The 13449-nt window shown below is 51.0% G+C and carries 9 protein-coding genes and 22 tRNA genes; all 31 read right to left on the reverse strand.

The window, feature by feature from the left end; translation table 11 throughout:
- Window positions 1–241: 241 nt before the first annotated feature.
- Window positions 242–4729, reverse strand: a complete 4488-nt coding sequence (locus tag BLL52_RS18915) for an RHS repeat-associated core domain-containing protein (protein WP_206744500.1) — start codon at window positions 4727–4729, stop codon at window positions 242–244.
- Window positions 4730–4740: 11 nt separating this feature from the next.
- Window positions 4741–5223 carry a DUF1643 domain-containing protein gene (locus BLL52_RS18920; RefSeq protein ID WP_075588207.1) on the reverse strand — a complete coding sequence of 161 codons (483 nt, stop codon included), beginning with the start codon at window positions 5221–5223 and terminating at the stop codon, window positions 4741–4743.
- A gap of 365 nt (window positions 5224–5588) precedes the next feature.
- Window positions 5589–6152 (reverse strand): HNH endonuclease, encoded by a 564-nt coding sequence (locus tag BLL52_RS18925; protein ID WP_075588208.1) that lies wholly within the window; start codon window positions 6150–6152, stop codon window positions 5589–5591.
- Between the two features lie 93 nt (window positions 6153–6245).
- A tRNA-Leu gene (locus BLL52_RS18930) sits at window positions 6246–6334 on the reverse strand.
- A 48-nt stretch (window positions 6335–6382) separates the two neighbouring features.
- A tRNA-Lys gene (locus BLL52_RS18935) sits at window positions 6383–6458 on the reverse strand.
- Window positions 6459–6647: 189 nt separating this feature from the next.
- A tRNA-Thr gene (locus tag BLL52_RS18940) sits at window positions 6648–6724 on the reverse strand.
- Between the two features lie 12 nt (window positions 6725–6736).
- Window positions 6737–6811 (reverse strand) — tRNA-Val (locus BLL52_RS18945).
- Between the two features lie 11 nt (window positions 6812–6822).
- Window positions 6823–6898, reverse strand: a tRNA-Asp gene (locus BLL52_RS18950).
- Between the two features lie 17 nt (window positions 6899–6915).
- Window positions 6916–6991: transfer RNA gene (locus BLL52_RS18955), tRNA-Ile, on the reverse strand.
- 96 nt (window positions 6992–7087) lie between these two features.
- A tRNA-Leu gene (locus BLL52_RS18960) sits at window positions 7088–7164 on the reverse strand.
- Window positions 7165–7173: 9 nt separating this feature from the next.
- Window positions 7174–7262, reverse strand: a tRNA-Ser gene (locus tag BLL52_RS18965).
- A 98-nt stretch (window positions 7263–7360) separates the two neighbouring features.
- Window positions 7361–7436: transfer RNA gene (locus BLL52_RS18975), tRNA-Cys, on the reverse strand.
- 10 nt (window positions 7437–7446) lie between these two features.
- A tRNA-Asn gene (locus BLL52_RS20860) sits at window positions 7447–7524 on the reverse strand.
- Between the two features lie 17 nt (window positions 7525–7541).
- Window positions 7542–7617 (reverse strand) — tRNA-Arg (locus tag BLL52_RS18980).
- Between the two features lie 7 nt (window positions 7618–7624).
- Window positions 7625–7710 (reverse strand) — tRNA-Tyr (locus BLL52_RS18985).
- A 127-nt stretch (window positions 7711–7837) separates the two neighbouring features.
- A tRNA-Gly gene (locus tag BLL52_RS18990) sits at window positions 7838–7911 on the reverse strand.
- Between the two features lie 8 nt (window positions 7912–7919).
- Window positions 7920–7995, reverse strand: a tRNA-Arg gene (locus tag BLL52_RS18995).
- 24 nt (window positions 7996–8019) lie between these two features.
- Window positions 8020–8104 (reverse strand) — tRNA-Leu (locus tag BLL52_RS19000).
- Window positions 8105–8125: 21 nt separating this feature from the next.
- Window positions 8126–8200 (reverse strand) — tRNA-Gln (locus tag BLL52_RS19005).
- 177 nt (window positions 8201–8377) lie between these two features.
- A tRNA-Ala gene (locus BLL52_RS19010) sits at window positions 8378–8445 on the reverse strand.
- A 17-nt stretch (window positions 8446–8462) separates the two neighbouring features.
- Window positions 8463–8539, reverse strand: a tRNA-Glu gene (locus tag BLL52_RS19015).
- Between the two features lie 8 nt (window positions 8540–8547).
- Window positions 8548–8624: transfer RNA gene (locus BLL52_RS19020), tRNA-Trp, on the reverse strand.
- A gap of 15 nt (window positions 8625–8639) precedes the next feature.
- A tRNA-Pro gene (locus BLL52_RS19025) sits at window positions 8640–8716 on the reverse strand.
- 65 nt (window positions 8717–8781) lie between these two features.
- A tRNA-Met gene (locus BLL52_RS19030) sits at window positions 8782–8858 on the reverse strand.
- Window positions 8859–8863: 5 nt separating this feature from the next.
- Window positions 8864–8939 (reverse strand) — tRNA-Phe (locus BLL52_RS19035).
- Window positions 8940–9162: 223 nt separating this feature from the next.
- A complete protein-coding gene (locus BLL52_RS20560; protein ID WP_139313485.1) occupies window positions 9163–9561 on the reverse strand; it encodes a hypothetical protein in 399 nt (132 codons plus the stop codon).
- Window positions 9562–9681: 120 nt separating this feature from the next.
- Window positions 9682–10065, reverse strand: a complete 384-nt coding sequence (locus BLL52_RS21110; protein ID WP_206744501.1) for a hypothetical protein — start codon at window positions 10063–10065, stop codon at window positions 9682–9684.
- A gap of 163 nt (window positions 10066–10228) precedes the next feature.
- Entirely contained in the window at window positions 10229–10471 is a 243-nt protein-coding gene (locus tag BLL52_RS20865; protein WP_158025714.1) for a hypothetical protein, read from the reverse strand.
- 19 nt (window positions 10472–10490) lie between these two features.
- Window positions 10491–11063, reverse strand: coding sequence for a hypothetical protein (locus tag BLL52_RS20565; protein ID WP_139313486.1), 573 nt, complete (start codon window positions 11061–11063; stop codon window positions 10491–10493).
- Window positions 11057–11545 carry a hypothetical protein gene (locus tag BLL52_RS19050; protein WP_139313487.1) on the reverse strand — a complete coding sequence of 163 codons (489 nt, stop codon included), beginning with the start codon at window positions 11543–11545 and terminating at the stop codon, window positions 11057–11059. The genes BLL52_RS20565 and BLL52_RS19050 overlap by 7 nt, the downstream gene beginning before the upstream one ends.
- Window positions 11518–13422, reverse strand: a complete 1905-nt coding sequence (locus BLL52_RS19055) for a ParB/RepB/Spo0J family partition protein (RefSeq protein WP_083634084.1) — start codon at window positions 13420–13422, stop codon at window positions 11518–11520. Before BLL52_RS19055 ends, BLL52_RS19050 begins: the two co-directional genes overlap by 28 nt.
- Window positions 13423–13449: the final 27 nt, after the last annotated feature.

Here is a 13449-nt window from a genome sequence, read left to right on the forward strand (position 1 = left end):
AGTAGCGCATCAGCCATGCCAGCTACATCAAATCCGATAAAACCCACAATCGCGCCAACCAAAAAACTCGAAATCCACCCACTTGGCAGTGATAACACGAGCATCAAGATTCCATGGCGAAGAAGTATCTCGTACTTTAGTTCTGGTACAACCTCTGCGTTATAGCTGACCATAGACCATACGAATATGGAGGCAACGGCCACCAGCCACAGGATCAAAAAGATAGTTCGTCTTGTCATAATTACCGCCGCACACAGCGCTTCTCGCACGTACGGACAACATCCTCCGTGTACTCTTGGCAATCAGTACCCGACGGGCCAACCCCATATTTCGGTCGAGTTGGGTTTTCCAACTCATTAGCGATACAAGTCTCTATGCATCTGTCGTCACTTTGGCGTTCCTCACATGCCTCGCGTTTGTAGTAATCGGTAACTGATGTCGTTGGCTTACCTTTGCTGCTGCCAAAAATATTACTCATCGCACCACCGCTCGAAGCTGTTGTACTTCCACAGGTTATATTCGCTCCGCTTCCAATGCATACATAGGTGTGATTCAAAAGTGGAGGCGCATACGAACCAGGTGAACCGCCTAGTGGACGCTTACAGATATACGTTGCAAGTCCAAATGGATCGGTTTTCGTCACTGGCGAGCCATCGGCGTATCCATAGGTATTAACACCACCATCCAACCCAATCAGATCACTCTCGTTGTACCGTCCTGTGGCCTTATTCAAATTGCGATTGATGTTGTAAACGATGCCAGTTTCTCTGTCGCTGTACTGACCTGGAAACCCGATGTCAAAGTGATAGACACCCAGCCCACTCGGGTTCTCGTTTGGCACATTGTCGCCATAGGGGTCAGAGTTATCCCACCTCCACACTGCTTGAGCTGCCGCATTCGTGATCACCCGTGGCGTTCCGAGGTGATCCGTATGAACGTAGTTGAACCCACCAGCCGCATCCGTCACTGCCAAAGGCAAATCTCCAAGGTACACATATTCCTTCGAGAATGTCGCTCCACCTGTGGGCACCTCACCGATCAAATGGCCTTGGCCATCGTAGAAAAACATCGTGTCGCTGCCGCCGCTGTACGCAGCTTGTTTTCGCACGCGCAGGCCTTTGGCATCGACCTCGTAATTGACATTGCCCAGCGTGGTTGTCGTCTGAATCAATTTTCCGCGCAAGTCGTAGGCGTACTGGCGATCAAAATCGTTGATGACCGAGCCGTTTGCATCCGTGGTTACTGGTGCCGTGGCACCCCGCACAACCCCGCTCAGGCGGTTGCTGGTGGCTGGGTAGGTGTAGGTCGTTGTGCTGGCACCAATGGTCAGTGAGGTCCGGTTTCCGTCCGCGTCATAGCTGTAGTTGTAGCCGGTGGTGTTCTGTGCGTAGTTGGTGAGCCGGGAAAGGTTGTCATAGCCGTACAGCGCTGGCAGCGTTGGGGACTGCGCGTTGGTGATGATGGTGATTTGGCTTGCTGCGTCAAAACCAACGGTATTGAGAACACCTTTCAGCGTGTAGGTCGCCAAGCGGCCATCCTGGTCGAATGTTCGGGCATAGGACTGAACTGGCGCTGTGGTGCCATCCCCGAAACTGAATCCGCTCACGCCACCGAACGGCGCATACGTGATGTTGCTGGCCAGGGCTTTGGTGACATTGTTGACGGTGCTTGATACTCCACTCACCCGGCCCATTGCATCAAAGGTGTAGCTCACCAAGCGGCCTGACGGGTATCCAATGCTTGCCAGTCGGCCTTGACTGTCGTAGCTGTAGATCGTCGTGTACTGCATGCCGTGGGCGGTGCGAGTCCCGGATGTCAATCGACCATGCTGGTCGTAGCCATAAGCCGTGGTGCCTGTCGGCTCTGTGATGCCGGTCAGGTGCCCAATGCCGTTCACGCCCTGGTCATAGGTGTAGCTGATCGTTATCGGTGTTGTTGGTGCCTTGCTGTAAGTGGCGGTCAGCACGCGATTCAGTGCATCAAAGGTGTACGTCCTGAGCTGGCCCTTGGCATCGGTCATGGTCAGAACATTGCCTGCTGCATCGAGCGTCCTGCCCGTGATGCCGGTGTCCGGGCTGGTCAACTGGCTCTCGTTGCCCAAGCCATCCGTTGTGTACTGTGTGATCAGGTTGCGAGGGTCCGTGACTTTCACCAGTTGGTCGCGGTTGTCGTATCCTAGCGCCGTGATCCCGTTGGCCGGGTCTTTGCTGGAAAGCAGCCGATTCAGAGCGTCATAGGCGCTGGTACTTTGCCGGTTCAACGGGTCTTTGACTGTGGCCAGATTTCCATTGGCATCGTATGAGAAAACGGTAGTCTGGTTGACTGCGCCAATGTCCTGATACAACCTGCTCAGAGCATCAAACGTGCGACTGTGGCCAACAACCTGTGTGCCTGCACTGTCGAACACTTTTTCTTGTGTTCGATTCCCAATCGCGTCCAACGTGTAATTGATGTGATTACCCAATGAATCGGTGATTTGCGTCAGGCGGTGAGCGGCGTCATAGGCGTAAGTGAATTGGGAGCCATCTGGCCGCACCACACCGATCAGATTTCCAATCGCGTCGTATGTGTAGGTCGTAATTTCGCCACCAGAATCGATGCTGGTTAATCTCCCGCGCACGGCATAGGTCAGGAACGTAGATAGCCCGTTGGGATCGGTGACATGCTCTGGACGGCCATCTGCATCGTAGCTACTCAAGGTGGTGGTCTGATTGAGCGCGTTGGTGATGCTGATCAGATCGCCGGTTGTTGTGTCGTAATCGAAGCTGGTGATGTCGGTGACATCTGTGCGCGGCCCATCTACCGTGTGAAGCTGACCGTTGCGAGCATCCGACGTGGAAAAGTAAGTGTTCGTGGTGGTGCGAGCAATCCCGGTGTACGTCGCCGCAGATCCCGCACCCCCTGTGGCGTCCGTGGTCGGTTGCAGGGTTTGGGTTAGCAGATTGCCAGTGCCAGGATCGTAGAACAGTGTGGTGACTCTCAACGGCTCCGCGATCAGAGTTGGTAGCCGGTAGCTGGCGTGCCACTGAGTTGTGATTTTGCGCTCGACCGAATTGCCAATGATGATCGGCTGGTAGGCTGCAAGGTTGCTTGGGCAGGCTTTACCCGGTGCCAATCCCTCAACCCTCACAGTTTCCAGATTGCGCGTCAGATCGTAAGAGTAGCAAGTGGTGTTGCCGACGAAATCCTTTCGGCTGGTTACATTGCCGCTGGCATCATAAGTTTGGGCACTGCTCGCCGCCGCACTGCCAGACCCAGCGGGTTGAGTTTGCCCGGTACTGCGTGGGATTCCGAGAATTGTTTTGTAGCTGTATGTCCGAGCCGTGTTGAGTGCGTCGGTGACGATGGTACGAGGATTGCCACTTGCATCCGAACCAAAACTCAGGGTGTTGCGGTCAATCCCAAGATTCAGGCCTGGGGCGTGTTCTTCTTTGTAAGCCTTACCGTCGGCGTACCAATAACTAGCATACCGACTGCCACTCTCATCAATGATTCCCGTCAACACGTTGGGGTATGTTGCAAAACCCACAGTTGTAATCGAGTAACCGGCTTCGTTGTAAAGATACTGTTTTGTCCGAGCATCGGGATATGTAACCCGGATCAGATTGCCAAAAATATCGTAGTCGTACTGGTATTGGCCACCGTTGGGAACCGTCAAGACATAAATTCGGTTGTTGCTGTCGTAGGTGAAAGTGAGTTTTCGTCCGGCTTGATCGGTGACGTGCCAGATCCGACCCGCACTGTCGTAGTCCATGGTGTGCGCGAGTCCCGCAGCATTACGAATGCTCAACAGTTTGCCGGTCGCGTCATAGGACTCAACCTCATTGGTGTTTGTAATCAAATTCCAACCACCACCAGGCGATTGAGTCAGCTTGTCCTTTATGTCTGCATCGCTTACCCACACCCCATTCGTGAGGCTGTACGTGTAAACCTTTCCATCCTCTCTGAACACACCCACGATGGGATAAGACGCATTGGTCGATACCATTAACTTGCGGCTGTAATGGGTACTCCATTGCGAGCCCAAAATAGTGTTGATCAGCACCCCGCTGTTGTAAAAGCGACTGAACTGCAACGGATATGAGCCGAAACCAACATAATCTTGCTCACGCAACCATTTATTGCCAGTGCCGATGTTGATTGGATTGCATGTAGAAGAGGTTGACACTTTACATCCAGGGCCTTCCGTTTGGCCTGCGGACTTAGCCATGTTTATGCCTGCCAAATCTGCACAGACTAACAGACCCATGCTTGACTTGGAATTCACATAGCCGCTGCTTTTGGGACAGGTTTCCGCTACTGATCCATACAATCCATTTCCAACGCTACCATTAAGCGCCCGACAACTCACATAAATAGTGAGTTGCCCCAAAGCAATGCTGTAGGTTGAAGTGAAATAACCGATTGGGACTGCACCGTTAGTACCACAGGGGTAAGAATTGGCGCTCAAACTAGCGTGGACAGATTCAATGGCATCAGTGAAATTTTGAAAGCCATAGTATTGGTCATAAACACCCCATACGTCTTTTCTTGGGACTTTAATGGCAGCAGTACCAATCAGCGGGGATGCAAAACTTGATTGCCACAAAGCCATCCAGAAACAGAAAAACAAACCTCTGAAAAGTCGCGTCTTCGCAAGCTCTCTATGGATGCCTCGCATGGCACTTTCTGCCTTGCCAATCATCTTGAAATTCGCCCAAAAGCGAAGACCGAGTGGTGTAGTTTTCAATTTACAGTTCATCATTTTTCAGCCCAAAGCCTAGGCACCAGGCTTCCTGGCAGGTAAAGTGGGTGGCCTGGGTGCCCGGCCTTGGTCAATCGCAGGTAGTGCAGGCTCGGGATCACCTTCTTGACCTGATCAGCCCGGCCCATGTGAACACCAGGCGTGCCCCAAGCGGCCACCACGATCCCGGCCTTTGCCGCCATGTCTTGAAGGTGCTGATCGTTGTCCCGGCCAACTGGATCGGACTCGGCCAGCATCACAGAAGGGTCCGTAGAGCGAAAAGCAAACAGGTTGGTCATGCACAGGCCGTCATAGCCCCAACTTTTTGCAAATGCAATACAGCGTCGGATGGTGGAGTCGTCTTCGGTTTCGTCGGCAGTAGAGGGGTTGAGCCCTATGAACATGGCAAAACCTTTGCCACCGGCCACCAGATCGCTCCAATCACGCCACAGCGAGTAGCGGTAGCGGCGGCAAGGACTGAAGGCGGCAGTGCTGATCATTGATTTTGATGTCAAACAGATCAATCATAACACGTTGCAAACAATATACCGAAACCAAATAAGAGACAAAATAAGAGACAAAATAATAATTTAATCGAATATCTGAGAATATGTTGCCTATCAAACACAAAAAAACTTGTCATAAATCAACGCGCTGCACAAGTCTCAGGCCTGCTGCCGGGGGCACGTCGTGGCCATCACTGCAAACCAGCTTGCAGCCTTGAGAAACGAAACACTGGCGGCTTTTTTGCAAGCGACATGGGATTCATCTAAGTTATTTCAAAAGGCGATTCGTCGGCCAGCAACACACCGCGTGTGGGTGCTAAAAAAAGCGAACTATGTCCGCTTTTTCTATGAGAATCAGCTTACAAAAGCCGCGAACCTTTTGGCAGGCGTGCAGCCAAAAACGCATGCACATCAGCCCGGATGTTGCGACCTGACAAGATCAGGTGTTCTGCATGGCTGGGCCGGTATGGAGCAAACAAAAGTGGCATGTTGGCCTCTTCGCAACTCATATCGGCCTTCGCACCATTGCATTTTTTGCAGCAGCAAATGCAGTTTTCCCATTTGGTGAGGCCACCTTTGCTTTGCGGAACAATGTGATCGCAAGTGAGGTCATCGTACTTAAACACTCCACCGCAAAATCCGCAGGTATTGCGATCACGAGCCACCAGAGTTCGTTTTGTGAGTGCTGGACAAGCATCAAACAAATTCACTTTGGCCACACCTCGAACAGCGATGATCGGATGCACTTCAATGCGCGATATTTGTCCCGTCATCGAATTCAAACCACCACGCAATGCCGCAAAGGTATCGCCCAAAGTCCACGCCACGCTGTCAGTTGCGTAGTAGGTTGCGGCCTCATTTTTGGTGATCCATTTTTGAGGCTGGCCATGGCGGTCAAGGCGTAGGATTTCTCGGCTAGGCATGATGATTCTCAGTGGTTACAAGGGTGTGGGTGGGTGAAGGTAAAAGGATTGGTGTGATGGGTACGAAACGACTTGCTGCCATGAAATATGCTCTGGTTTCCGAATCCAGGATCGAACTGGAACGCCAACTTAATGGCATCGGGTTTTAAACCCGGTGTGTCTGCCCATTCCACCATTCGGAATTAAGGATTCAAAACACTCACAAAAGACGCGATCTTTTATGAATGCTCTGGTGGGGGCTATCAGGTTCGAACTGATCCGCTACCGGGTAAAAACCGGTTGCTCTACCAAATGAGCTAAACCCCCGAATGAGACTCACCTTCTCTGCACGCCGGATGGCCTTGGCACTCTTTGCGTGAGCACCCGCTTTGGGCTGCATTCCTTTTGAAGCCAGTACGACGAAGCGATTTCGTACTGGCGGTAGTTTGACGACCACGCTAGTTTTTCGAGACATTGAATTTCTCCAGTTGTTGATTAAAAATGGAACAAAGTATGTGGTGCCGGGTATCTGAATCGAACAGATGACCTATCGATTACAAATCGATTGCTACTACCAACTGAGCTAACCCGGCAGGGAAAGAAAATGGTAGTTCCCGAGAATTTCGAAATCTCGACCTTCGCCGTGTAAAGGCGTTGCTCTGCCTCTGAGCTAGGGAACTGATTTTGTATTTGGCGCGACATTGGGGACTTGAACCCCAGGCCACCGACTAGACAGGCCGGTGCTCTACCGACTGAGCTAATGCCGCGAGAACTTGGTTGGCGATGGTTGCTGTGGACGGGATCGAACCGACGCATCACTGGCTTATGAGGCCAGGGCTTTACCACTTAGCTACACAGCAAAAAGTGAATTTGAAACCCCGTTACTTTCCAAGAAAAAGGTGATCCTTCTACTTGACTTCTTCCTATAGATTCTTCTCTTGACGGATTTCAAAATCTGGTGCCCAAAGTGGGACTCGAACCCACAGACTTCTGCGTTTGAAACAGTTGACTTTACCTATTTGTCCACATGGGCAGTTGATGGTGGTAGAAGATTCTGGATTCGAACCAGAGAACCCATTTCTGAGTCACAACTTAGCAGGTTGTCGGCTTAAACCACTCGCCCAATCTTCCTGAAAAATGTTGATGGTAGTGCCGGGGAATTCCGAGATCCCGACCTCTCGCTTATCGGGCGAGCGCTCTGCCAAACTGAGCTACGGCACATCAAAAATTGGAGTGGTCAACCAGAGTCGAACTGGTCTTTTTTTGGATTTGCAATCCAACGCCTAACCGCTTGGCTATGACCACAGAAAAAAGGTGGCTCCGTGCCCTGGATTTGAACCAGGCTCATTCTCGATTAACAGTCGAGCGCCTACACCTTGTTTGCTTGCACGGAATTGAAAACTCGAAGTATGGTGCGACCGGCAGAACTCGAATCTGCACCAGGGCATTAGGAGTGCCGTATTCTGTCCATTTGAACTACGGTCGCTGATGATTGGTGGATACGGCAACGATTCGAACGTGCGTGCGGTTAAGACAGGGGTTACAGTCCTGCGGGTTCGGCCAACTCCCCCACGTATCCAGGGTAAAGATTTGAATCAAAAAAGGGTACGGAAAGCAGAGGAATCGAACCCCATCCCATTACTGAGAACCCGGTGTTCAAAGCCGGTCGCAGGACCATTCCCGCTGCATTACTTTCCATAAAAACGTGGAGCAGGCCAGGGGAATCAAACCCCTATCCTCAGCTTGGAAGGCTGGTACCTGATCACTCGGTCAGGCCTGCAAAAAAGGTGGTGCCCCATGGCCGACTTGAACGACCGACACGAGGCTTAGAGGGCCACTGTTCTATCCGCTGAACTAATGGGGCGCTGTGAGGTGTTTGAACGATCATTGGTGCCCTGGGTCGGGGTCGAACCGACACGCTTTTCAGCGTCAGAACCTCATTCTGGTGTGTCTGCCAATTCCACCACCAGGGCAATTTGTTTTGAAGGAAAAATTGGCAGAGGGTGTAGGATTTGAACCTACGCATGCTGGAATCAAAATCCAGTGCCGTACCGCTTGGCTAACCCCCTTCAATATGTTTGAGACTCATTGCAGAAGGGACTTGAACCCTCACGGTAGCCTTGTGACTACCCGGCCCTAAAAGGGCCTATGTCTGCCAATTCCATCACTGCGAGTCCTGCGGGTTAATAACTCCCGCAATCAGTGCGCCGGTAATTTGCCGACGCATCCAATTCAAAAAAATATGTTGGAAGTGACAGGAACCTGCGACATGCTGCTTGCAAAGCAACCGCTCTCCCAACTGAGCTACACCCCCCAGAAAACTGTAAAAAATGGCGTCTCTTGTCGGATTCGAACCGACGATCTACTAAGGGAAAGTTAGTTGTCCTGGGCCACTAGACGAAAGAGACAAAAACATTGGCACCCACAGTTGGCCTCGAACCAACAACCTTCGCTTTTGGAGAACGACGCTCTGCCAGATTGAGCTATGTAGATATTGAAAATTTAAAATGGTCCGTGTAAAAGGATTTGAACCTTCGACCCTCTGGTCCCAAACCAGATGCGCTACCAGGCTGCGCTATACACGGGGAATAACCTACCGAATTCCTGCTTGCCATTGTGGTGCAGCGAACCTTGGCGTATTCGGCATGAATGGAAACAGAGGCCGGATTTGAACCAGCGATTTCAAGCGTATGAGGCTTGCGAGATACCAGGCTTCTCTACTCTGCAAATTCTGGTGGGCCTGGGTGGAGCCGAACCACCGACACCCTGATCTTCAATCAGGTGCTCTACCTACTGAGCTACAGACCCTATTAACTTTTCATTTCGAGAGAATTCAGAACGCAATGCGCCTGACGTAGCATGCCCGATCCCTTGAAGACCGACACACTTCCACTGCCATCTTGGGACGCTCGCGCCTTTCGGCTCGATGGCAATGTGTTTCCGAACACTCTCGAAATGACACGGGCAGCTCATGCTTTACCGATCCAGCAAACATCAAAAAAGATGATTGCCACGGATACCCGTAAACAAGTCATTTCGGAAAGAATCGCAGACCGAAAAATGCATAAGCACATCGGCGCGACTCTTTCACATGGCAACAAATTATTAAGGAGCAGCCCTTTTCAGAGCATGCCGCCTGGCGATGCAGGCAACAAAAAACCCGGAGTCCTTTATGCAAGGAGTCCGGGTTTGAGGTTTGGGTAAACCTGGGGCTTAGGTGCTTACCTACCCCCCCCGGACTGAACGAATTTTCAGAAAACACCGGCAACCCGGTTTCTTTTGAAATCTCGCTCTGTTGTAATGAAATTGATGCCGCATAACCAACTGTGCATGAGTCGCCAAGCTGCCAATCTAAATGTGTTGCACGCAAGAACGCATCACAAACCATTGCTGGTCTGTTGAGTGTTATTGGATTGCGTTGCATATTCACGATGATCTCTTTACTTGCTGAAAAAATTGGTATTGACGGTTTGAATCAAAATTCGATAGTGTATTGTAAACGGCGTTTACAAGCAAAAACAACAACTTATGAAAAAATATTTTTTGCTGTCTACAAATGGCAGCTTAGCTCGTCTTGAAGTTCGGAAATCATGGCCTGACGCCGATCTTGATCTGCCGCTTCGTAAGCACGCATGGACAGCTTCAGGAACCTCATCAAATCAGTATCCTTTGGAACAACGGGCTCAAGTCGTGGCTCATCCATCCAGCCGCTTGGCATGTTGAAATTCGCCTCGAACTGGCGTGCAAGCTTCACCCCTATCTGACGCGAACCGCTTTTCATGCTTGAGAGTGAAGACTTGGCGATTTGTAGCCTCACTGCAAAAGCCAGGTCCAGACCAACACCAGAATCTTCAGGGTGTTTTTTGATGTACTTAGCCTTGTGTTGGGCGTACAAAAGCATCAAGTTGTTGCGACGGTTAAGCGATAAGTCCATGCGCCAATTATGGCATTGTTGTGAACGGCGTTTACAAAAAAGTGGGGACTTGTCAGCGCGAGAGCCTTGGAGTTGACAGCCTCCCTGCCCAAGGACAGGGATTCCTACTGCTAGACGCTCATGTCCGAGCGCGAGAATGTTTCTTGCAGCGTTCACGTCGCGGTCATGAACTGATCCACAGATTTGGTTCGGTTCCGTATTTGGCAGCGAATGCAAAGCCCTTTTTGTTCTCTTTCCAAAACCTATCCAACTCATCCAGAGTTGGTAAAGTCAAAAACATAGTGCCATCGTCAAGCAACAAACGCTCAGGGCGCTGAATATTGATGGGAAGAATTAGCTTCGGCGGCTTCGGCGGCTTCGGCGGTTTCAGTGGCGTTCTTCGCGCTATTTCTTTGTGAACTTTCATTTTGAACTCAAAAATCAATTCACGACGGCTCTTTGGCCTGAGTCATCGCCTCATTAATAAGACGTTTAGCCCTTGCTTCATCAACCAGTTCAGAGTCTGCCGGGATCACAGGTAAATCCAGGATGCATCCAAGCGGGTCGCGTGATAGCCAGTCCCCCTGCGGCACCGAAAGCATGACACGACCATCGTTTAATGGCTTGGCCACAACAAAATGCGTTGCATCACCATCAGCCACCATTCCGAAAACACCAAGACATTTTTCGAGGCTCCAGGTTAGCAAAGTCAACAAGTCTGCTACATCATCAAGTTTGTTTTGGGCCACCATACCAGCATTAGTTTTGCGATCCGGTTTGATCATCCAGTGACTGCTATTGATCCTTGTTGGAGGACCAAAACCATTGATACGAGCGGCAAAGCGATAGGCCAATCCGACACCAATACTACCGCTACAAATGACGCCATCACAGCCGTATTCATCTTTCAAATCAGTGGTTGCGGAACTTGCGTCGTCCTTGGCAATATTGAAGCGCACCAACGCATCAACACACACCTTGGCAGGAAGAATATAAAAATCCCTTTTTATTGTTAGCACTTAAAGCCTTTCGATTGATACTTTTTGTGGTCATTGCTTCCATGACGATGTGTGCTTGAGTTTTGCTGCTCATACACACCAGAGCATCCCTCCCTCCGTGGTACCGCCATCGACAAGTCGCCAAATTCTGATTTGAACTCGGTTTTTTTCCCACCTTTAAAATCTTCCTTTTTTTCGGCCACTTCACCGTCTATCGTTGTAATTGATGGCGTTCCGCCTTGCTTGGATGTGGCAGAAAACGAGTCGTCTATAGCTCCGCTTTGCGGGAAGGGTCCTTTGCTCAACGCCTCCGCATAGACCCGCCAATCACTTGGTCTTCGAAGACCAAGTGCTAACTCTTTTGAGACAAAGGCCAGAGCTGCCTTCACACGGGTTAAGCTAATTGTTTGAACAGTCATTTCGATCTTCTGAACTTGGATTGGCCATCGTTTTGCAATGGCCTTGCGTTTGAAAATCAAGCTTTCAGGGCTGATGGAAGCCACCGAGTACCGGCGAGCTTGGCAGCGGCGTACTGAACCGCTTCGTCTTTTTTCATTTTTGCCATTGGCTCTGAAACAGTTGCACTCGTGGCTTCTGTCACAGCATCAATGATCTTGCCTTTCGGCATGTGCTTGAGGTAGGTTTCAGGGGTTGGCGCCCAAAAATCAGCCATATCCAGGCCAACCGCCTTGATCAGTCCGTGCGCGTTGCCTTGGGATGCTCCGTTGGTTGTATGTACCGCCGTGGTAGCCAGGGCCGTCCCCAGCGCGATCATTTCAAGACTTGCCCCTTGGGGCTGGCCAATGAACCAATCAAGCCACAGAGCCTTATCTACGGGCAACATTTGACGCCAGCGATCCAATGCCTTCTCCACCTTTTCATGCCCATTGTTTGCAGCCAGCGAATCAGAATTCTTTTCCAACTCGTACTTCGCGCTGGTCAAATTGATCTTCACCGGGTTGTTAAAAGACCCATGATCCATCAAGGACTCAGCAAAACGGTGAGCCGCCGCTGCCAGTGCGACTTTTTGATTGCCAATCATGGATGCCTGCAAAGCAACAGTCAGGTGCGAAGTCATGTTGAGCATCAGTCGTTCTGAGAAATCAGGCTTAACCTTGCCTTGGGCGCTACCTACGCCTGACTGAGCGTCACCAACCGAACCTTTTAGGCGAAGACCGTAGTGGCAGTCAATGCCACCCCACCCGACAAAGACAATCACGCCTTGAGTGGCCTTGTTGGGGTTGCTGGTGTCAATAAAAGTGGCCGTCAGAGCATCGATCTCTTGATCCAGTTCAGCCGCCTCATCGCTCAATTTTCCGACTTCTTCAGGGTCAGCGCCGTCATCATTTTCACAATCATCAATCTTGCCGTTAAGGTCATTCAAACGATCCTGCATTTCGTCCAGCTTTGCTTGTTCTTCTTGTGTTGGTGCGCGTGGTACAGGCCGTTCTTGTTGATACTTCGATCCAAGGTTGTAACTGTGAACCTGCTCCAAACTGGTTTCAACCCAACCCCACCCTGCACCCAACAGTTCGGCTTTGCGATCTTCCAGATGCTTGGCAACCAACTCATTCAGCAGCAGCGGATTCGCAATAAACACCGCGTCGTCTTTTTCGCTGAATAAGTCAACTCGGACTTCGCCACCAGCGGCCGTGTATTCTTCAATTGACACGACTTTCACCCGCTTGTCGCTGGAAGGCACTTCCTGTTGAAGAATCTGATTTTTGATCTGGTGTGCCGAACGTGAGTAGGGCGGCAAAGAGTTCCAAACCCTCACCTGTGTTTCCTGGTCATCCGTGGCCGCGAGCGCCATCAGTTGATCCAACGTCAGTTCATTGGCACGGTACAGGCTGAACAATTCTGCCGCGATACCGGCCATTTTGAGGCGACGTTGCACATGCAGTTCTGTCACGCCGAATTTATTGGCAATGGCTGCAGCGGTTACACCCTTTTGAAACATCGCGTGGTAGGCATCAAACTCGTCAGCCGGGTGCATGCCTTCCTGGGAAATGTTTTCAGTCAGGCTGACCTCAATGGCCGAGTCAGCGTCAATCAGTTTGCATTCAACGGGGAAGTCGGCAAACAGCGCCCCGGTTGCGGTAAGCATTTGAAGGGCACGAAGCCTGCGCCCACCAGCTTCGACACCGTAACGCGGCAAGCCGTCCTGATCAACTAATCGTGTAACGATCAACGGGTTCAATAGCCCCTGGCTTGCGATCATTTGGGCCAACTCAGAGATACCAGTGGGTTCGACCCGGCGCACATTGGTTGGCGACAAGGTGAGTTGATTCAATGGGACGTGGAGCGAAAATTGTTTTTTAGCCGCAACCGGGGTGCTGGTAGCGACATTGGAAACTTGAAGTGTTGCGGTTGCAGTCATGGGGAAAACTCCGAAATAAATGAAATG

This window comes from Rhodoferax antarcticus ANT.BR, from assembly GCF_001938565.1.
GTDB lineage: Bacteria > Pseudomonadota > Gammaproteobacteria > Burkholderiales > Burkholderiaceae_C > Rhodoferax > Rhodoferax antarcticus.